Source organism: Spirillospora sp. NPDC048824, from assembly GCF_043198455.1.
Classification (GTDB): Bacteria; Actinomycetota; Actinomycetes; order Streptosporangiales; family Streptosporangiaceae; genus Spirillospora.
The window spans coordinates 1-17,969 of record NZ_JBICUS010000041.1; the positions used below are offsets into that span (position 1 = coordinate 1).

At 70.9% G+C, this 17,969-nt stretch carries 18 protein-coding genes and 1 rRNA gene; 11 read left to right on the forward strand and 8 right to left on the reverse strand.

The genetic code is table 11. The features are described 5' to 3' along the window. A 5S ribosomal RNA gene (rrf, locus tag ACGFIS_RS36930) occupies positions 1 to 87 on the forward strand; the annotation flags it as partial. Positions 88 to 129: 42 nt separating this feature from the next. On the opposite strand, the gene ACGFIS_RS36935 is transcribed toward rrf, so the two are convergent. Beyond that, positions 130 to 639 carry a tetratricopeptide repeat protein gene (locus ACGFIS_RS36935; RefSeq protein WP_392973966.1) on the reverse strand — a complete coding sequence of 170 codons (510 nt, stop codon included), beginning with the start codon at positions 637 to 639 and terminating at the stop codon, positions 130 to 132. 1,191 nt (positions 640 to 1,830) lie between these two features. Between ACGFIS_RS36935 and ACGFIS_RS36940 the strand changes: the two genes are divergently transcribed. Together ACGFIS_RS36940 and ACGFIS_RS36945 are read left to right on the forward strand one after the other, a co-directional pair. Continuing rightward, positions 1,831 to 2,454, forward strand: a complete 624-nt coding sequence (locus ACGFIS_RS36940; protein WP_392973967.1) for a TetR/AcrR family transcriptional regulator — start codon at positions 1,831 to 1,833, stop codon at positions 2,452 to 2,454. Positions 2,455 to 2,484: 30 nt separating this feature from the next. Next, positions 2,485 to 2,934, forward strand: a complete 450-nt coding sequence (locus ACGFIS_RS36945) for a PaaI family thioesterase (RefSeq protein ID WP_392973968.1) — start codon at positions 2,485 to 2,487, stop codon at positions 2,932 to 2,934. A gap of 9 nt (positions 2,935 to 2,943) precedes the next feature. Here the strand turns inward: ACGFIS_RS36945 and ACGFIS_RS36950 are convergent, their stop codons facing one another. Then, positions 2,944 to 3,378 (reverse strand): SMI1/KNR4 family protein, encoded by a 435-nt coding sequence (locus tag ACGFIS_RS36950; RefSeq protein ID WP_392973969.1) that lies wholly within the window; start codon positions 3,376 to 3,378, stop codon positions 2,944 to 2,946. Positions 3,379 to 3,434: 56 nt separating this feature from the next. Here ACGFIS_RS36950 and ACGFIS_RS36955 point away from each other — a divergent pair, with 56 nt between their 5' ends. Then, the gene (locus ACGFIS_RS36955; RefSeq protein ID WP_392913287.1) at positions 3,435 to 4,382 is read left to right on the forward strand and encodes a MerR family transcriptional regulator; all 948 of its coding nucleotides are present in this window, start codon (positions 3,435 to 3,437) and stop codon (positions 4,380 to 4,382) included. A 22-nt stretch (positions 4,383 to 4,404) separates the two neighbouring features. Here the strand turns inward: ACGFIS_RS36955 and ACGFIS_RS36960 are convergent, their stop codons facing one another. Together ACGFIS_RS36960 and ACGFIS_RS36965 are read right to left on the reverse strand one after the other, a co-directional pair. Next, positions 4,405 to 5,052, reverse strand: a complete 648-nt coding sequence (locus ACGFIS_RS36960) for a DUF4241 domain-containing protein (RefSeq protein WP_392913284.1) — start codon at positions 5,050 to 5,052, stop codon at positions 4,405 to 4,407. Between the two features lie 7 nt (positions 5,053 to 5,059). Further along, the gene (locus tag ACGFIS_RS36965; RefSeq protein WP_392913282.1) at positions 5,060 to 5,719 is read right to left on the reverse strand and encodes a twin-arginine translocation signal domain-containing protein; all 660 of its coding nucleotides are present in this window, start codon (positions 5,717 to 5,719) and stop codon (positions 5,060 to 5,062) included. Positions 5,720 to 6,642: 923 nt separating this feature from the next. On the opposite strand from ACGFIS_RS36965, the gene ltrA reads away from it, so the two are divergent. Then, positions 6,643 to 7,839: a group II intron reverse transcriptase/maturase gene (gene ltrA / locus ACGFIS_RS36970; RefSeq protein ID WP_392973970.1), complete on the forward strand. Its 1,197-nt coding sequence runs from the start codon at positions 6,643 to 6,645 to the stop codon at positions 7,837 to 7,839. Between the two features lie 107 nt (positions 7,840 to 7,946). Beyond that, on the forward strand, positions 7,947 to 9,248 hold the full coding sequence (gene murA / locus ACGFIS_RS36975; protein WP_392913278.1) for a UDP-N-acetylglucosamine 1-carboxyvinyltransferase: 1,302 nt from the start codon (positions 7,947 to 7,949) through the stop codon (positions 9,246 to 9,248). A gap of 13 nt (positions 9,249 to 9,261) precedes the next feature. Here the strand turns inward: murA and ACGFIS_RS36980 are convergent, their stop codons facing one another. Beyond that, complete coding sequence (locus tag ACGFIS_RS36980) at positions 9,262 to 9,801, reverse strand: hypothetical protein (RefSeq protein ID WP_392973971.1); 540 nt, start codon at positions 9,799 to 9,801, stop codon at positions 9,262 to 9,264. 110 nt (positions 9,802 to 9,911) lie between these two features. Between ACGFIS_RS36980 and ACGFIS_RS36985 the strand changes: the two genes are divergently transcribed. The 3 genes from ACGFIS_RS36985 (at position 9,912) to ACGFIS_RS36995 (ending at position 14,205) form a co-directional block, all read left to right on the forward strand. Beyond that, the gene (locus tag ACGFIS_RS36985) at positions 9,912 to 10,775 is read left to right on the forward strand and encodes a hypothetical protein (protein WP_392913274.1); all 864 of its coding nucleotides are present in this window, start codon (positions 9,912 to 9,914) and stop codon (positions 10,773 to 10,775) included. Between the two features lie 132 nt (positions 10,776 to 10,907). Beyond that, complete coding sequence (locus ACGFIS_RS36990; RefSeq protein WP_392913271.1) at positions 10,908 to 12,509, forward strand: long-chain-fatty-acid--CoA ligase; 1,602 nt, start codon at positions 10,908 to 10,910, stop codon at positions 12,507 to 12,509. Positions 12,510 to 12,639: 130 nt separating this feature from the next. Continuing rightward, positions 12,640 to 14,205, forward strand: coding sequence for an FAD-dependent monooxygenase (locus ACGFIS_RS36995; protein ID WP_392973972.1), 1,566 nt, complete (start codon positions 12,640 to 12,642; stop codon positions 14,203 to 14,205). Positions 14,206 to 14,443: 238 nt separating this feature from the next. Here the strand turns inward: ACGFIS_RS36995 and ACGFIS_RS37000 are convergent, their stop codons facing one another. Further along, on the reverse strand, positions 14,444 to 14,851 hold the full coding sequence (locus ACGFIS_RS37000) for a DUF2795 domain-containing protein (protein ID WP_392913266.1): 408 nt from the start codon (positions 14,849 to 14,851) through the stop codon (positions 14,444 to 14,446). Between the two features lie 103 nt (positions 14,852 to 14,954). Here ACGFIS_RS37000 and ACGFIS_RS37005 point away from each other — a divergent pair, with 103 nt between their 5' ends. After that, positions 14,955 to 15,305: a hypothetical protein gene (locus ACGFIS_RS37005; protein ID WP_392973973.1), complete on the forward strand. Its 351-nt coding sequence runs from the start codon at positions 14,955 to 14,957 to the stop codon at positions 15,303 to 15,305. A 21-nt stretch (positions 15,306 to 15,326) separates the two neighbouring features. On the opposite strand, the gene ACGFIS_RS37010 is transcribed toward ACGFIS_RS37005, so the two are convergent. Next, positions 15,327 to 16,727: a cytochrome P450 gene (locus tag ACGFIS_RS37010; protein ID WP_392913262.1), complete on the reverse strand. Its 1,401-nt coding sequence runs from the start codon at positions 16,725 to 16,727 to the stop codon at positions 15,327 to 15,329. Between the two features lie 145 nt (positions 16,728 to 16,872). Between ACGFIS_RS37010 and ACGFIS_RS37015 the strand changes: the two genes are divergently transcribed. Continuing rightward, positions 16,873 to 17,061 (forward strand): DUF5302 domain-containing protein, encoded by a 189-nt coding sequence (locus tag ACGFIS_RS37015; protein WP_392913260.1) that lies wholly within the window; start codon positions 16,873 to 16,875, stop codon positions 17,059 to 17,061. 75 nt (positions 17,062 to 17,136) lie between these two features. Here the strand turns inward: ACGFIS_RS37015 and ACGFIS_RS37020 are convergent, their stop codons facing one another. Continuing rightward, complete coding sequence (locus ACGFIS_RS37020) at positions 17,137 to 17,775, reverse strand: pyridoxamine 5'-phosphate oxidase family protein (RefSeq protein ID WP_392973974.1); 639 nt, start codon at positions 17,773 to 17,775, stop codon at positions 17,137 to 17,139. Between the last annotated feature and the right edge of the window lie 194 nt (positions 17,776 to 17,969).

Here is a 17,969-nt window from a genome sequence, read left to right on the forward strand (position 1 = left end):
GGTCCCATCCCGAACCCGGAAGTTAAGCCCTTCAGCGCCGATGGTACTGCATGGGAGACTGTGTGGGAGAGTAGGACACCGCCGGACTCATATTGCAGAAAGGCCCCGCCGACACCGGCGGGGCCTTTCTCATTTCCCGGGTGGTTCGGTCTCTCTTAGTGCTCTCGCGTAGTTGGACAACGAGCGGTTGTACCGCGGGAGATGGCGCGAGAGTGCCTCGAGTGCGAATGACGCGGCCTCCCTATCGCGTCCAAGATCTGTGAGGGCGAGCGCCAGGAACGCGGTGACGGCATCGTCGAGGTCATCGGAAGCGGCGTCGCGTTCCGCGGTGAGGAGAGCGACGCTTTCTGCTGCTTGGCCGAGGTTGCGCAGTGTGCTCGCATATTGGATCGTTGCCTCTCGCCGGCGCGGTCCGGTGAGTCCGGCGGCGAAGGCTTCTCTGTAGTGGGTGGCGGCCTCCGCCTCGTTGCCGATCGAGTCGTACGCCGACGCCAGTTCGTAGTGGGCGATGGCGTTCCCGGCCGGAAGTTCGTCGGTCAGTTCCTTGACCTTCGCGAGGAAGACGGCGGGCTCGTGCTCGTCGAAGGTTGTCCAGAGTTCGGCGATCCGCCGTTCCCAGTCCGGCTTCGTGTTGATCATCGGTCAAGGATAGGCCGGTCGGTGGTGTGAGCCGGGACGCAACGGTTGTGCAACGTGCGATAGGTGAGAGTTCAAAGAGCCCGACGATGATCCGGGCCATGGCCGCGCCGGTGCCAACCCACACATCTGCACCGGCGCGGCCGCCTACCTTATTTAGCTGCGCTCCAGATCCGGCCACGCGGGGTTCCGCCGCTGCGACCATGCCCTCGCCGCCGGCTGGGTCGATCGCGACCGGTGTCACCGAAGGCGTCCGCCGCGACCGTCTCGCCATCGCTGGCGGTCGCTGGTGCCTGGCCGGCCGCCGATGCCGCCCCGAAACTCCGCGCCCTGATCAGCAACAGCGACCTCGACGACTACTGGAGAGATCGCCTTCGGTAAGACATCACCCACTTGTAACCGCCTTGCCTGCCCCTGGGTCTTCTCTCAGGAATCGGTCGGGCCCAGGCGCTCGCGATACGTGTTGGACGTTCGGCGGAGAGGGGTCTTGCTGGGAAGGCGGGCAGCGGAGCGCGTGGCCCGCTGGCCTGCTGTGTGATCGACTCTGGCTTGACCAGCGCAGAGTCGTGGGTATCGAGCAAGTGCACGGGGTTCACCGCGTCTGTTCGGAAGACGTTCCTCGGTCCAGGCGGTGTGACGTGTGCGCAGATCGTTCGCCGTGAGATCCGTCCGGCTGAGGCCGTGGCAGTTGGGCGGAAGCAGGTACTCGGCGATCTGGCCTGCTGCGGTCTGGTAGGCGTCCGTGGACACCTGCCACAGCACGTTGTCCGACCAGAAGTCGAAGTGCACCTCACCGGGCACCGGGCCTCAGTCCAGCCGGGCGCGCGGCCCGCTTCCGCGAGATGTGCCCGTCCCCACCGGAGTGAGCCCGGGTTCGGCCGCGGGGAGGCGATGGGCGTGGACCGTCTGTGCCCTCTCGGGTGGGCGAGGCCGGCGCTGCGGCCTCGTTCGCTGCGGCTCCGTCACCTGGCGGGAAAGCGGCGCAGCATCAGAGTCCGCTTCGACTCCGGCGCATCGAGCAGAGCCCAAGGCTCGTTGGGGCTGCTGGGACTCGGGGCACAGGGGCACCGAGGCACCGAGGCACCGAGGCACCGGGGCAGGATGCGCCATCACGGGTTACGACGTGATTCGCCGGGCGGTCGCGGTTGGGAGTTTCTTTCGGATCGGTGATCCGGAATTGGATTACCGTGGTGGGTGGGACGGAAGAAGAGGCGTACCGAGGCGCTGCGCGGCGAGCTGCTCGAGGTCGCGGCGGGGCTGCTGGCGTCGGGTGGGAGCGGTGCGGTGACGACACGTGCCGTGGCCGCCGGCGCCGGGTCGTCGCAGGCGGCGGTGAACGAGCTGTTCGGCGGCAAGGCCGGTCTCGCACGCGCGTTGTTCGCTGAGGGGTTCCGACGGTTGGCCGGGGAACTGCGGGCGCTGGAGACCAGTGGCGACGCCGAGGCGGACGTGCTGGATCTGACGCTGGCCGTCCGCTCGTTCGCGCACCGGTGTCCGCATCTTTACGAGGTCATGTTCTCCAGGCCGTTCGCCGATTTCCGCCCTGGCCCGCAGGATGCGCGTGCCGCCGAGGAGATCTACGGAATCGTGGTCGGCCGGGTCGCCGCGGCGCTGGGGCCCGGCCGCGCGGACGGGACGGCGAAGGACGCCGCCATCGGGCTGTTCGCCACCGTTCAAGGATTGGCCGGACTCGAATCGTCCGGGCTGCTCGGGAGCGGTCCAGAGTCTGCCGATCGCCGCTTCCGTTTCGCCGTCACCGCGGCGATTCGCGGATTCGTCGACACCGCATCCGCCTCGGCGCCGCCCCGTGAGGCATGACGTGCCGCATCGAATCGTCCTGGAGGGACCATGACCGCCGAACGACCGACCTTCGTTCCCTGGGATCGTCCCAGTCCGCTGCTCGACGCCATCGGGGGTTTCGCCCGGCATGCCGCCGACCCTTTGCGGGCCGGCTTCACCGTCGACGGCCCCAAGGCGAACGCGCGTGGATTCCTGCACGGTGGTGTGATCGCCGCCATAGGCGACGTCGTCATCGGCCATGCCCTCGCCGTCCAGACCGATCCGCCGACCCGCCTGGTCACCGTCAATCTGTCCTGCGACCTGCTGGGCACGGCGAGGGAGGGGGAGTGGGTCGACATCCTCGTCACGCCGACGCGGGTGGGAAGAAGGCTCGCGGCGGGATCGGCGACGTTCACGTCGGGCCGCGTCATCGCCAACGTCACCGCCCTCTTCATGCCGGCCGGTCCGGTGTCCGCCACCTCCGGTCAGGCTGATGCGGCGGCCGCGCCGGCGAGCTGACGCCGGCGGCTACCGGTACCAGTCGTCGTCGCCGTCCGCCAGGGACCGGCCGAGGTAGTCCCGCAGGTCACCGGCGGCCCAGGAGCGGCTGTCCGTCTCGTGGTCCCATACGAAGATGTCCGGCCGTGGTGGCGTCTGGACGAAGGCGAACTGGTCACCGCCGCCGTTGTCGCCGAAGAAGAGCAACACGTCGAACGGCATGTAGAGGTCGGCGTACGAGTCGTCCGACCAGAAGCGGAGGTTCTGCTCGACGATCTGCTGCAGCGGCCAGACCGTGTCCACCCCATAGTGCCCGACGATCCCGTCCGTTTCCTGAAGCAGGCCGGTGAGTTCGCGCGGCAGGGAACGGCCCAGGCGCTGTTCGGCCGCCGCCAGCGCGGCCGCGTCGGCGGACGTCCTGAACCCGGCATCGGCGTATGCCCGGGATGCTGCTTCCTTCCACATGATCGCAGCCTAGGCGGGGTTGCGTCTCCCGTGGGGGGAGGCGGGAAGGTGGGGACATGGACGGCACGCTCTACTCGATCGGTGAGGTGGCCCGGCGGACCGGTTTGACCGTCAAGGCCATCCGGTTCTACGCCGACCGCCGGATCGTGGCGCCGACCGGACGCAACCCGGCCGGCCATCGCGTCTACGGCATTGACGCCGTCGCGCGCCTGGAACTCGTGCGGACGCTGCGCGACCTGGGGATGGACCTCCCCACGATCCGGCGGGTCGTGGAGCGGGAGGTCCCGCTCTCCGAGGTCGCCGCGGCGCACGCCGAGGCGCTGGACGTGCGGATCCGGGCGCTGCGGTTGCGGCGGGCGGTGCTGACGGCGGTGGCCAGGCGCGGGTCCACCCGTGAGGAGATGCATCTCATGCACAAGCTGGCCCGGCTCTCCGAGGACGAACGCCGGAGGTTGATCGGTGACTTCCTCGACACCGCGTTCGGCGACCGGGATGATGACCCGGGCTTCGCGGGCATCCGGCGTTCGATGACCCCCGAACTGCCCGGCGACCCCGGGACCGAGCAGGTCGAGGCGTGGGTGGAGCTGGCCGAACTGTCCCAGGATCCGGACTTCCGCGGCCTCATGCGGCTCATGGCCGAGCAGCATGAGGCCGACCGTGCGCCGGACGGCCCTGCGGTCGTGTGCCGCGATGCCGTCGCGATGGTCCGTGACCAGGTGGACCCGGCCCTGGCGGCCGGCATCGCCCCGGGCTCCCCGGAGGCCGAACCGGTCGTCGCGGCGGTCACGGCCGGATACGCGCGCGCCTGCGGCCACGGGGACGGTGCCGAACTGCAGCGTCGGCTGCTGGCCAGGGTGGAGACCGCGAACGACCCGCGCAGGGAGCGGTATCTCCGGCTGCTCTCAGTGATCAACGGCTGGCCGCGTCCGGACGACATGACCCCGGCGCTCGCCTGGTTCGTCCGGGCACTGCACATCCATCGCCTCGGCCTCGGCACCTCCTGAGCCGGGCTGGACCGCCTCGTCCTCAATGGGCGTCGGACAGCAGCATGAAGTCGGCGACGAACCGGGTGATCCCGCCTTCGGTGTCGCGTCCGATGAACACCGGGTAGGCGCCGTCGCCCCAGCCTGAGCCGACCACCGGCAGATTGGCTCCGGACGCGGGGTCCACCACGGCCGTCACATACCCCGGGACCGGCTTCTGAGGCAGCGGCCTGGGGATGTAGACCGTCTCGACCCGGCTGAAATCCCATCGCCCCAGGGCTTCGCACGAAGCGGCGTCCGCGATGGTCGCGCGGCCGGAGTCGACCTCGAAGCCGACGTAATCGTCCTCGGCTTCGAGGTCGCCGATCGACTCGTCCTCGGTGACGGCCATCTCCCACGACACCGTCGGAGCCTCGCTGACCCGCAACTCCAGTGCGGCATTGCGGCGATCGACTTCTTTGCCGCGTTCGCACAGGACCGCGACCCACGCGTACATCGGATGGGTGCCCGGCGGAATCGTCGCGGCGAACGGTTCGTCATCGCTGGTCGGGTAGCCGTCGGCGGCGACGATGCGTCCGGTCGGCAGTACGGCGGGAGCGAGCGCCCTGGACTCGATGATGAACTCGGTCTTCTTCCTGGACTGGCGGTGTCCGTCGACCAGAAGCGTGTCGAGGTCGGGGGTGTAAGGCATCCTCGGATCATGCCGTATACACGCGCACATGGCCGACGAACAGGTCCATCGGGAGCGCCTCGGCGTTGATGCGCCCCGTCTCGTTGATCGCCCGGACGTACATGGCGAGCGGCTGCGGCTCCGTCACGGCCTGCGCCCTGTGGCTCCGGTACGGCTCGCCGTCGATGTGGAAGACGACCTTTCCCGCCCGGCGTTCGAGACCGTAGAAGTGGAAGTCCTCGTCGAGTGGACCGCCGGCCCGCCCGATGTGCTGGACGTCGGCGTCGGAATGGCGGATGACGGAGTCTGCGTCCGCGTCGGTGCCGGTCACTTTGGCGCGAACCTCGGTGTAGGTATCCCCGCCGACGGCGAACGTGGACCGCACGCCCCCCGGATGGAAGGGGCCCTGTCCGGACGGGTCGCCGCCGAGCCGGATGCGGAGCAGGCCGTCCGACACCTGGACGTCGCCCTTCCCGACCCACTTCGCGGTGTGCAGTAACCCGCCGTTGAACTCGTCGCTCCTCGACGGGTCGAGCCTCCAGCCGGCGCCGGGTGGAAGCATCGTCTCGCGTTCCGCGTCGAAACCGAGGGCCGATGCCTTGCTGCTCGCCGCGACCATGACCCCGCCGGCCCCCGCCGCCGCGACCAAACCCAGAAAGCGACGCCGGTCGATTCCCCTGACAGCCACGCCCATCACATTTCCGGTTTCCCCTATTCGGTGTGATGGAGCCGGCGGCCCGGGAGTTCACGCGCGGTCTGGGACGTCCGGTAGGGCCGGGCCGCTGCCGTACCGCCATTGCCCCTCCGTGGACGTGGGGAGGCGGATGCCTGCGGGTGGGGCGAGGTGGGTCGCGATGCGCGGGTTCGCGAAGAATTTGCTGGGTGCTCGCCTGCGACGCCGTAGGCTGCTCGGGTGGTGCGTCCTGGAAGCTGGTCCGATCCTGCGGGTGGAAGTCCCGTCCGGGTAGACACCGGAGTGCCCGGTAGCAGGCCCCGGTTCGTTGGAGAGATCCGGCGGGCTGAGCGGGGCGTCGAGAGCCTCTTTGGAGGGAGCAAGCACGCGGGCCGTAGCCGTTTTGCGGTGAGTCCTGCAGCCTCGTCACAACTACAGCGGAGAAGCCGAGCCGTTCCCTTCACGGCGAAGGCCACGTTCGGCGGGCTCTGTTCCGGGGTCAGCCCGTCGGGTTCTTCCGGGGTATGGGGGGCGGCACGTGTGCACGGATCGGGCCGGAACAGGAGAGACCCGTCTGACCATGCCTTCGTCGGGCAGGAGACCGGGTGTATAAGCCGATGGTGAAGTCGTTCGGAGGGCAGCGGGAGTCCGAGGGGGCCGTAGTACCGGCCGGGTGTCGAGGAGACGGGACGGCGGGGAAGGGCCCTCGCTTTGATCACGCTTGTGGCGAGGGTAAGCGCGAGGGCATGACCGGGGATCCCCGGTCCAACCACCCCGGCGGGCGTCGGTCTGCCGTAGCGGAAGGCGGGGCAGGTCGCGTTGATGGCCGCCCGTCGAGTGCGAAAGTGCGACGACTTCAACGCAAGCTATGGGCTGCGGCCAAGCAGTCTCCGGAGCGGCGCTTTCACGCCCTGTATGACCGTGTCCACAGAGGTGACGTGCTGTGGGAGGCGTGGCAGCGTGTCCGGGCCAACAGAGGGGCCGCCGGGGTTGATCGGGTGACCCTGGCGTTGGTGGAGGAGGAGTACGGCGTCCAGCGTATGCTCGCCGAGCTTCAGCATGACCTTCGCGCAGGTTGTTATCGCCCCGCGCCTGCCAGGCGTGTGGAGATCCCGAAATCACAGGGTGGCAAACGGCCACTGGGTATCCCCACGGTCCGCGATCGTGTGGCTCAGCAAGCCGCCAAGCTGGTGCTGGAACCTATCTTCGAGGCCGGCTTCTTGCCGGTGTCGTATGGGTTCCGGCCGAAGCGGTCGGCGACGCAGGCGATGGAGCGGCTCCGTACGGGCTTCATCGAGGGTCAGGTGTTCGCGGTCGAGTTCGACATCGTCAACTTCTTCGGTGAGATCGGCCATGACCGGTTGCTCGCCGAGGTCGGGGGGCGGGTGTCGGATCGGTGGATGCTCAAACTGGTCCGTTCGTGGCTGCAAGCGGGTGTGATGGAGGGCGGGGAAGTCACGCGGACGGTCGCGGGCACCCCGCAAGGTGGCGTGATCTCGCCTCTGCTGGCCAACATCTATCTGCACGTCCTGGACACCGAGCTGGCCCGCCGCAGGGTGGGTGAGCTGGTGCGCTATGCCGACGACGGCGTGGTGCTGTGCCGCAGCATGGCACAGGCACGGACGGCCCTGGCCGTGGTCGAGGAGATCCTCGGCTCGCTGGGGTTGCGGCTGCATTCGGACAAGACGAAGGTCGTTGACCTCAGAGAGGGCCGGGAAGGACTCGACTTCCTCGGCTGCCACTTCAGAGCCCGCTTCTTGGGCCGGGTGTGGGAGAAGTACGGGAAGATCCGCTACTACCTGCACCGATGGCCGAGCCAGGCGGCGATGAAGAAACTCCGGTCCAGGGTCCATGAGCTGACCGACCGCCGCCGGTCGGGAACGGATGTCCGCGCGGTGATCGCGGACTTGAATCCGATCCTGCGCGGCTGGGGCAACTACTTCCGAACCGGGAACGCCGCAGCCAAGTTCCGCCAGATCGACCGGTATGTCGTTTATCGGCTCCACCACCTGATGGTCAGGAAACGGGGTCGTAATCTGCGCGCCGGACGAGCCGCTGAGTGGAACGAGGAGTGGTTCAACGGGCACGGCCTGTACCGCCTGCGAGGCACCATCCGCTACCCAGGAGCTGCGTAGCCATGTCAAGAAGATCATCGGTAAGCCGTATGCGGGAAAACCGCACGTACGAGCTTGAAAGGGGGACGGGGAATCGGGCCTCCACGGCACCGCGCCCCTGACTACCAATGACTGAGAAGTTGTGGCAGATCGAGCCGTCAGGGCCGTTGCGCGGTGACGTCACCGTGCGGGGGGCGAAGAACGCGGTCAGCAAGCACATGGTCGCGGCGATGCTGGGGGACGGGCCGAGCACGATCGGCAACGCGCCGGACGTCGGTGAAGTCGGGATCACGGCGGGGATGCTGGAGCACGTCGGGATGACCGTGGAGCGGTCCGGCGGCGATGTGACCGTCGTGCCGGGGCCGGTGGCCGATCCGAGTGTCGGCAAGGCGTTCACCGGGTTGAACCGCATCCCGATCCTGATGCTGGGGCCGCTGCTGCATCGGGCGGGCGAGGCGTTCGTGCCGCTGGTCGGCGGCGACCCGATCGGCAGGCGGCCGGTCGACTTCCATGTGGACGCGCTGAGGGCGTTCGGGGCCGAGATGACGTACGCGGCCGACGGGATCCACGCGCGGGCGACGCGACTGGTGGGGGCGCGGATCGAGCTTCCGTACCCGAGTGTCGGCGCCACCGAGACGGTGCTGCTGGCGGCGGTGCGGGCCGAGGGCAAGACCGTCATCCGCAACGCGGCCACCGAGCCGGAGATCATCGAGCTGGCGCTGTTCCTGCAGCGGATGGGGGCGCGGATCTCGTTCGCGCCGGACCGCCGGATCGTGGTGGAGGGCGTCGAGCGGCTGAGCGGTGCGCTGACGCGGCTGGAGGGCGACCGGATCGAGGCGTTCTCCTACCTGGTGGCGGGGCTCGTCACCCGGGGGGAGGTGCGGGTGCACGGATGCCCGCAGGACCGGCTCGTCACGGCGATCACGACGCTGACCAGGATGGGCGCGGAGTTCGAGATCACCGATGACTGGATCATGGCGTCGGCGCCGAACGGGCTGAGTCCCGCGGCGGTGCAGACCGACACGCATCCCGGGTTCGCGACGGACTGGCAGACGCCCCTGATGGTGCTGTTCACCCAGGCGGACGGCATGTCCGTGCTGCACGAGACCGTGTACGAGAACAGGCTCGCGTACGTCCCGGCGCTGCAGAGCATGGGCGCGGAGATCGAGGTCTACGACACCTGCCTGGGCGGCCCCGCGTGCCGGTACCACGACACGGCGGCGCTGCACTCGGCCGTCGTGCGGGGAGTGAGCAAGCTCCGCGGCGGTGACGTGACCATGCCCGACATCCGGGCCGGGTTCTCGGCGGTGCTGGCGGCGGCGGTGGCCGAAGGGCCGTCCACGCTGCGGGGCGTGCACCACATCGAGCGCGGCTACCACCGGCCCGTGGAGCAGTTCCGGGCGCTGGGGCTCGCACTGCGGGCGGGTTAGCCCGGGGTTCTGATCAGCCGGGAGTTCTGACGTTCACGGCCGTGTCCGGCCAGGTGAACGTGAGTGCGCCGCCGACGGGGAGGTCGCGCCAGAGCGGTGCCAGTTCGTCCAGGCGGTCGAGGATGCGTTCGACGATGGGCGCGTCCTCGGGTGGGATCCGCCTGCGTTCGGCCTCCGCGGGCGTCCGGGCTCCGGCGCGGCGTCTCCAGGCGATGTCGCACAGGCCCGCGAAGTGCTCGGACCTGGCCATGTCGCTGCGGTCCGACCTGCTGAGGGACGCCTCGCGCTTCTTCAGTCTGCGCTGTTCCCGGGCCCGGCGGCGCGGATCGCCGGGCGTCTCGGTCGTCGCCGAGAAGCCGCCGCCGCCGGCCGCGGTCCGTCCGTAGACGCCGGACGCCAGCCCCAGCTCCGCCTCGGCCAGGTAGTGGACGAGGTCGTGCGGGATGTTCTCGTCGTATCCGGGTGCGGGGTCCATCCGGCGCGGATGCCGGCCGGGCAGGGAGACGACGGTCGCGTACCGGCGTTCCCCTGTGCGTTCGAAGGCGACGTCCATGCCGTCAGGTTAGGCCGGACGATTCGCCGCCGCATTTCCTTTTCCGGCGCAGACCCGCCGACGGCCGAAAGCTACAAGACGGATGCGGAGGCGGGGGCCACGCTGGAGTGATGAACCTGAACAAGGCATCCGACTTCATGGCCATGCACGCGCGTATCCTCGACCGCCGCCGCTTCGAGCTCCTGATGGGCGAGGGCGACCGGGACGCGCTGCTCGCCGCACTGAACGCCTACCGGAACCCCGACGGCGGCTACGGTCACGGCCTCGAGCCCGACCTCCGGTCGAGGACGAGCCAGCCGGGCCCCGCGCTGCACGCGTTCGAGGTCTTCGAGGAACTCGCCCCCGTCACCGTCCCCGAGGCCGCCGCGCTCTGCGACTGGCTGGAGTCGGTGACGCTGCCCGACGGCGGCCTGCCGTTCGGCCTGCACATCCCCGACCCGGCCGGCTGCGCGCCGTTCTGGGCGGGCGCCGATCCGGAGACGTCCTCTCTGCAGATCACCGCGGTGGTCGCGGCGACGGCGCAGCGCGTCGCCGCCCACGACAAGGCGGTGGCCGGCCATCCCTGGCTCGATCGCGCCACCCGCTTCTGCCTCGACGCCGTCCGGGCGAAGAGCGAACTGCACGCCCTGGAGCTGGCCTTCAGCCTGTGGCTGGCCGACGCCGTCCACGACACCGAGGTCATCGAGCTGCTCGGCGGGCACATCCCGGAGAACGGCCGCGTCCACGTCCAGGGCGGGCTGGAGGACGAGATGATGCGGCCGCTCGACTTCGCGCCGTACCCCGGCCGTCCCGTCCGGGCCCTCTTCGCGCCGGAGATCCTGGCGGCGGAGTTGCGGCGTCTCGACGAGCAGCAGCAGGACGACGGCGGCTGGCGTGTCGACTTCGCCAGCCATTCGCCCGCCGCGGAACTGGAGTGGCGCGGGTACACGACCGTCAGGGCCGTCTCCATCCTCACCCGCGACACGGAACGCTGAAGCGAGCCGCGGGTGAAGTGCGCGGGGGGCGGAGTGCGTGGGGGCCCGCGGCGCGCCCGGTGGGCGGGGCGTGCGTCCATGGGATGCTTGAGACGCAGGTCACATACGCTCCGACGCACCCGGAGGCTCCCGATGGACAACGGCGTTGGCCGCACGGCGCTCACCCCGCTCGCGTTCCTGAACCGGTCGGCGGACGTGTTCCCCGGCAAGACCGCCTACGCCTACGGTGATCGGCGCGTCACGTACGAGGAGTTCGCCGCCGAGGCGACCCGGCTCGCCGCCGCGCTGCGGGCGTCGGGGATCGGGCCGGGCGACCGGGTGGCGTTTCTGGCGCCGAACGTCCCGGAGCTGCTGGTGGCGCACTTCGGGGTGCCGCTCGCGGGGGCCGTCCTCGTCGCGATCAACACGCGGCTGGCCCCGGAGGAGATCCGCTACATCCTCGGCCACTCGGGTGCGAAGGCGCTGGTCGTGGACGCGGGCCTGCATCCGTCGGTGGCGCCGCTCGCGGGCGGGCTGCCCGAGGTCGTCACCGTCCCGGCCGCCGGCGTCGAGCCCGACCCGGCGGTCGGCGGCATCGCCTATGGCGAGCTGATGGCGCGCGGCTCGGACGACCCGCTGCCCTGGGAGGTGGACGACGAGGACGCCGCCATCTCGATCAACTACACGTCCGGCACCACGGGACGGCCGAAGGGCGTCGTCTACACGCACCGCGGCGCGTACCTGAACGCGCTCGGCGAGGTGACGCACTCGCGGCACACGCCCGACAGCGTGTACCTGTGGACGCTGCCGATGTTCCACTGCAACGGCTGGTGCACGCCGTGGGCGCTCGCCGCGATCGGCGGGACGCAGGTGTGCCTGCGCGCCGTCGCCGCCGGCGAGGTGTGGCGGCTCATCGACACCGAGGGCGTCACGCACCTCAACGGCGCGCCGACCGTGCTGGTGGCGATCGCGAACGCGGCGGAGGCGCATCCGCTGGAGCGGCCCCTGACCGTCACGACGGCGGGCGCCCCGCCGAGCCCCACGATCATCGGGCAGATGGAGGGGCTCGGCGCCGGCATCGTCCACGTGTACGGGCTGACGGAGACCTACGGGCCGTACTCGGTGTGCGAGCCGCAGCCCGGATGGCCCGCCCTGGCCGCCTCCGAGCGGGCACGGCTGCTGGCCCGGCAGGGCGTCGGCATGATCCAGACCGACGGGCTGCGCGTCGTCGACGACGACATGAACGACGTCCCGGCGGACGGGGAGACCCTCGGCGAGATCGTCATGCGCGGCAACAACGTCATGAAGGGCTACCACCGGGACGAGGAGGCGACCGCGAAGGCGTTCCGGGGAGGCTGGTTCCACTCCGGCGACCTCGGCGTCCGCCACCCGGACGGCTATGTCGAGCTGCGCGACCGGTCCAAGGACATCATCATCTCCGGCGGCGAGAACATCTCGACGGTGGAGGTGGAGCGCGCGATCGACTCGCATCCCGCCGTGCTGGAGGTCGCCGTCGTCGCGGTGCCGGACGACAGGTGGGGCGAGCGCCCCAAGGCGTTCGTGGTGCTCCGCGACGGACATGACGCGACCGGGGCCGAGCTGGTCGGGCACGTCCGGGAGAGCCTCGCCCGGTTCAAGGCGCCCGACTCGGTGGAGTTCGTGACCGAGCTGCCGAAGACGTCCACCGGCAAGATCCAGAAGTTCCAGCTCCGGGAGAAGGAGTGGGCGGGCCGGGACCGCCGCGTCCAGGGCTGACCGGCGCCGGGCGGAAAACGGCACGAATCGCCTGCCGTACGGTGTGCCCGGCAGGTGAGGACCGGCGGTTCCTGGGAAGTGTCTCCAAGGCGGCGGCCGGGCCGGCCGCCGAGCGCGAGGAGGGAGCGGGATGTCGCCCACCGGGAAGCCGACGGGGAACGTGCTGATCGTGGGGGCGGGCCCGACCGGTCTCCTGCTGGCGGGCGACCTGGCCGTGGCCGGGATCGGCTGCACGGTGCTGGAACGCCGCGACGCCGAGACGAGCAATCTGACGCGGGCGTTCGCCGTGCACGCCCGCACGCTGGAGATGCTGGACGCGCGCGGCGTCGCGGACGAACTGGTCGCGACCGGCGAACGGGTCGGCGAGGTGCAGGTGCTGCGGAGCAGCAGCCTCGACCTCTCGCGGCTGCCGGGCCGCTTCCCGTACGTGCTGGTCACTCCGCAGTACGAGACCGAACGCGTGCTGAGGGAACGGGCGCTGGCCGCCGGCGCGGAGATCGTGCACGGCGCCGAGGTCGTCGGGCTGAGCCAGGACGCGGCCGGTGTCGACGTCGAGGTCCGGATGTCCGGCGGCGGCGCACAGACCCGCCGCGCGTCCTATGTCGTCGGCGCCGACGGAGTCCGGAGCGCCGTCCGGCGTGAGCTGGGGCTGCCGTTCCCCGGGCAGGCGGCCGTGCGGTCGGTGATGCTCGCCGATGTCCGGCTGGACGACCCGCCGGCCGACGTCCTGACGGTCAACGCGGTCGGCGACGCGTTCGCGTTCCTGGCGCCGTTCGGGGACGGCTGGTACCGCGTGATCGCCTGGAACCGCCGCCACCAGGCGCCCGACTCCGACCCCGTCGACATGGGCGAACTGCGGGACGTGACGCGCCGCGCTCTCGGCACCGACCACGGCATGCACACCCCGCGCTGGACGGCACGCTTCCACAGCGACGAGCGGCAGGTGCCGAAGTACCGGGTGGGCCGGGTGTTCCTCGCCGGCGACGCCGCGCACGTCCACACCCCGGCGGGCGGGCAGGGCATGAACACCGGGATGCAGGACGCCGCGAACCTCGGCTGGAAACTCGCGGCGGAACTGTGGGGCTGGGCCCCGTCGTGGCTGCTCGACAGCTACCACGAGGAGCGGCATCCGATCGGGCGGCTCGTCGTGCGCGGCAGCGGCGCGGCACTGCGGTTCGTCCTCGCCGAACCGCTCTGGCTCCGCAGGGCGCGCACCGCCGCGGCGTGGGCGGCGACCCGCACCCGCCCGGTCGCGCGGCGGCTGGCGGGTGCCGTGTCCGGCATCGACATCGCCTACCCGGCGCCGCGCGGCTCCCACCCCCTGACCGGCAGGCGCGCACCGGACGTCCCCCTGGCCGGGAGCCCGGGCCGGCTGTACGGGCTGCTCGGCGACGGCGCCTTCGTGCTGGTGGTCGCGGCGAACGACCCCGCGGTGACCTACCTGGCGACCAAGCGGTGGGCGGGGCGCGTGCACTGCGCCCTCGCGGGCGGCGCGACCCGCACGACGGCGCTGGTGCGGCCGGACGGCTACATCGCGTGGGCGACCGACGAGACGGCGCCCGACCGGCGGGCCGCGGCGATCCGCGACGCCCTGAACCAGTGGTGCGGGCAGCCCGCGGAACGGCCCGTCCACGAACCGCATCCGGTCGACGGAGTGCCCGGGGACGACCGGACCGGGGAGGGACGGAGGATCTGACATGCCGGACGGCGCGGGGAGCCGGAACGTGGCCCGCAAGCTGCTCGCCTCGCACCTGGCGGGCGGCGAGAGGCCCTCGACCTGGACCGCGTCCGGACGGACGTGTCGGCCCAGTACGTCGACCACAACCTGCTGCAGTCCGACGAGCGCAACATGGCCGACCACATCTTCCTGCGGTCGGCGTGCCGCCGGTACGGGCGCGCCCTCCGGGGGCGGTGAGCGCGGCGCCCGATGAGGGTCAGTAGAGCCGCTGCTCGCGGCCGTAGCCGAGTTCCTCGGCCACGTCGGCGACGTTCTCGTACTCGCGTCTGGGCAGCGTCCGCAGCTGCTCGACCGCCGCGTCGGGCGCGTCGGCCTCGGCGGCGTGCCGGATCAGCTCGTTCGGCCGCGCCGGGTAGCGGATGCCGCTGAGCATGCGGGCGAGGGCGCTACGCCCTGCGACGTCCTGCGCGCTCATCCCGGGCGGGGAGCCCTCGCGCTCTCCGGCGGCCGGCGCGGTCGGATCCGCGGGGTAGTCGTCGGAGTAGGGCTCGGTCTCCTTGAACTCCTGGGCGTGCGTGGGGTGACCGCCGCTGACCATTCCCTGCGTCTCGCGGGCGATCTCCTCGTCCACCTTCGCGCCGTGCTTGTCACTCTTGTCTGGCATCGTTCGTCCTCCCTGCCGCGCCTACCGGTGAGAACGTTCCCGGGCGGACGTGCCCAAACATGGGACCGGCCGTCCGGCCCGGGGGCGCGGTACGGTGTGGCGCATGCTGCCGCAGGAGGGCGTGAACGCCGTTCGGGTCGTGGTCGCCCTGCTGGTCGCGGGAGACTACGAGGAGCTGGAGACGCTGACCGAGGGGCGCAGGATGAGCGCCTCCGGCATGTCCGACGCGATCGAGGGGAGCGGGCTCGATCTGATCAGCCCGCCGGAGGACGCCTTCGACGCCGTCGACGTGATCGGCGTCGAGCAGGTCACCGGCGCACGGCGGGCGTTCCGCGTGGCGTTCCCGCTGTGGACGGCGCAGGAGGGCCGCTCGGCCCTGGATCTGCGGCTCACGCTCAGCGAGGTCATGGACGGCGTGTGGACCGTGGAGCTGGACGGCATCGGCGCACGCTGACGTCCATCCCCCGGCGGAGCGTCAGGACTGGGACAGGCGCATCATCCGCAGGACGCGCCGGACCAGCGAACTCGACGCGGCCTCGGCCGCCGCCTCCCGCTCGGGCGCCGCCTCCCCCCCGGCCGGACGCGCGCGCGGCGGCGGGTCCGCGGGCAGTTCGTAGTTGACCGGCAGCGACCGCAGGCCCCGCATCATGGGGGAGGACCGCCACGGAAGCTGGTCGGGGGGCAGCGCGAGCCGCAGCGCGGAGAACCGCTCGAACAGCCGCTCCACCGCGATCGTGGTGATGGTCGTGGCGAGGTCGCGGCCGAGGCAGGCGTGCGGCCCGGCGCCCCAGGCCAGGTGCGCCCGGGAGCTGTAGATCGAGTCGGGGTCCATGGTGCCGGTGAACGCGGGGTCCAGGTGCGCGGCGGCGGGCGACAGCATGACGGGGTCTCCGGCCGCGATCTGGAACCGCCCGATGCGCACGTCGGTCTTCGGCCACCGGAACGTCAGGTTGGCCATCGGCGGGCTGGAGATCGCGGCCCGGTTGACCGCCTCCGGCAGCATCCCGGCGGAGATGCTGTCCCGGACGCCGGTGTCCCCGATGATCACTTCGGCGATCGTGTTGCAGACCAGCGTCCCGGTGTAGTCGCCGACCAGCCCGATGATCATGATCATCTCGCGGCTGAGCTCATCGACGGTCAGGTCGGGCACCGCGGCGAGCATGTAGGACGGCAGGTCCTCGCCGGGGGCGGCCATCTTGGCGGCGCAGATGCCGGCGACCTCGGCGCCCAGCCGCGCCGCCGCCTCGGCGGCGTCCGGCCCGGCGTCCAGCATCCGCCACATGTCCATGATGATCTCGTCGCCGCGTCCGGACTCGGCGCCGAGCAGCCGGCCCACGATCATCAGCGGCAGCGGCCGGGCATACTGCGCCGACAGATCGGCCCATCCGCCGCGGTCCCCGTTCTCCGACAGGACGGTGATCAGCTCGTCGGCGTACCGCCGGATGTCGCGCTCCAGTTCCTTGGCCTGCGTCTGCGTGCGGTCCTGGAAGGGGCGCAGGCCCTCGCTCCAGGCGCTGCGCAGCCGGGTGAGGTCGGTGCCGTCGCGGAACACCGAGTTGTCGACCTCGAAGGCGGGCAGCAGCGGCCAGTCGGCCGGGACGCGGCCCTCCCGGCGCGCCCGCCACGAGTCGAGGCGCTTGCTCCAGATGCCCCGCGTGTCGCGCAGGATGTCGAGCGTCTGGGGGTAGCCGATGACGAGCCATGCCGGGACGCCGAGGACGTCCACCGGCGCGACCGGTCCGTACTCGGCGCGGAGCCGCTCGTAGAAGAGCGCGGGCCTGGATTCGTAGTCGCGGTTCACCAGCGGCTGGACGGCGAGCGACTCCAGCGGCGGATGGGAGGGGGCGGGCTCTGCCTGCGGGATCTGGGGCTCCACGGGCACAAACCATAGGAGAGATCGTTATGCGCGGACCAGTTGATGGCGAAATATCCTGAGACGATCTTCCCCCGGGGGGCGCAGATGGCTGCTTTACCTCGGGTATGTGAGGCTGGGGGTGCCACTACGAGAGCTGGAGGTCCGCATGGCCGACTCGGCAGGAGAACCAGAGGACGGCGAGAACGACGTGAAGCGCCGGTTCCGGGAAGCCCTGGAGCGCAAGCGCGGAGCGGCGGGCAAGAACGCCGGCGCGTCCGGCAAGAGCGGCTCGAAGGTGCGCGGCAAGCACGCCCGTGCCGATCATCAGCGGCAGTTCCGCCGCAAGAGCGGCTGACAGGGCCGCCCGACCCGTGACCCCCGCGCGCGTCGCGCGGGGGTCGACCCGTCCACGTGGCCGCCGGCCGGCGCGTCAGCTCCGGTACAGCTTCTTCGCGTAGTTGGCCTCGGAGTAGTACTGCTCCAGCTCCTCCACGCTCTTCTCCGCGTACCGCAGGTCGCCGACGATGCGGGCGTGCGACGGAAGCGCGTCCGGGTCCCAGGTGTCCGGCCTCCACAGCTTCGAGCGCATGAGCGCCTTGGCGCAGTGGAAGAAGACCTGCTCGATCTCCACGATCACCGCCAGGGCCGGACGGTGCCCCTTGACGGTCATCTCGTCGAAGAACGGCGCGTCCCGGACCAGCCGGGCCCGGCCGTTGATCCGCAGCGTCTCGCCGCGCCCCGGAACGAGGAAGATCAGCCCGATGCGCGGATTGCTCAGGATGTTCATGAAGCCGTCGGCGCGGCGGTTGCCGGGACGGTCCGGGACGGCGATCGTCGCGTCGTCGATGACGTGCACGAACCCGGGCGGGTCGCCCTTGGGCGAGACGTCGCAGTTGCCGTCCGCGTCGCTGGTGGAGATCAGGCAGAACGGGGACCGCGCGAGCCATTCCCTGTCCCAGGCGTGCAGCGTGACGCGCTCCTTGGCGACCGCCACCGGCATCGGCGCGCCGAGGAGCTCGCGCAGCTCCTCCGGAGAGGTGATCGGAGTGGACTCGGGGGCGAGCGTCATCGCCGCTCCTTCCGGGAGGGGAACCGGAAGATCAGCCTAACCCCGGCGATTCCGGGCCTGACGGCCGCGTCTCGCGGCGCGGTCAGCTCCGCGCGGCGTAGCCCTCTGTGTCAGGCTCAGGTGGGACACCAGGGGATGAACTTCCCTAACTGACATGAGCAGGGCGAGGACGGGTACCGAGCACAGTGACGATG

What these genes read in the sequence shown, in the direction of transcription:
- ACGFIS_RS37005 (WP_392973973.1), top strand. Translation starts at nt 14,955, where the DNA reads ATGCTGCCGCAGGAGGGCGTGAACGCCGTTCGGGTCGTGGTCGCCCTG.
- ACGFIS_RS36995 (WP_392973972.1), top strand. Translation starts at nt 12,640, where the DNA reads ATGTCGCCCACCGGGAAGCCGACGGGGAACGTGCTGATCGTGGGGGCG.
- ACGFIS_RS36945 (WP_392973968.1), top strand. Translation starts at nt 2,485, where the DNA reads ATGACCGCCGAACGACCGACCTTCGTTCCCTGGGATCGTCCCAGTCCG.
- ACGFIS_RS37000 (WP_392913266.1), bottom strand. Translation starts at nt 14,851, where the DNA reads ATGCCAGACAAGAGTGACAAGCACGGCGCGAAGGTGGACGAGGAGATC.
- murA (WP_392913278.1), top strand. Translation starts at nt 7,947, where the DNA reads ATGACTGAGAAGTTGTGGCAGATCGAGCCGTCAGGGCCGTTGCGCGGT.
- ACGFIS_RS37020 (WP_392973974.1), bottom strand. Translation starts at nt 17,775, where the DNA reads ATGACGCTCGCCCCCGAGTCCACTCCGATCACCTCTCCGGAGGAGCTG.
- ACGFIS_RS36990 (WP_392913271.1), top strand. Translation starts at nt 10,908, where the DNA reads ATGGACAACGGCGTTGGCCGCACGGCGCTCACCCCGCTCGCGTTCCTG.
- ACGFIS_RS36985 (WP_392913274.1), top strand. Translation starts at nt 9,912, where the DNA reads ATGAACCTGAACAAGGCATCCGACTTCATGGCCATGCACGCGCGTATC.
- ACGFIS_RS37015 (WP_392913260.1), top strand. Translation starts at nt 16,873, where the DNA reads ATGGCCGACTCGGCAGGAGAACCAGAGGACGGCGAGAACGACGTGAAG.
- ACGFIS_RS36955 (WP_392913287.1), top strand. Translation starts at nt 3,435, where the DNA reads ATGGACGGCACGCTCTACTCGATCGGTGAGGTGGCCCGGCGGACCGGT.
- ACGFIS_RS36935 (WP_392973966.1), bottom strand. Translation starts at nt 639, where the DNA reads ATGATCAACACGAAGCCGGACTGGGAACGGCGGATCGCCGAACTCTGG.
- ACGFIS_RS36950 (WP_392973969.1), bottom strand. Translation starts at nt 3,378, where the DNA reads ATGTGGAAGGAAGCAGCATCCCGGGCATACGCCGATGCCGGGTTCAGG.
- ACGFIS_RS36980 (WP_392973971.1), bottom strand. Translation starts at nt 9,801, where the DNA reads ATGGACGTCGCCTTCGAACGCACAGGGGAACGCCGGTACGCGACCGTC.
- ACGFIS_RS36960 (WP_392913284.1), bottom strand. Translation starts at nt 5,052, where the DNA reads ATGCCTTACACCCCCGACCTCGACACGCTTCTGGTCGACGGACACCGC.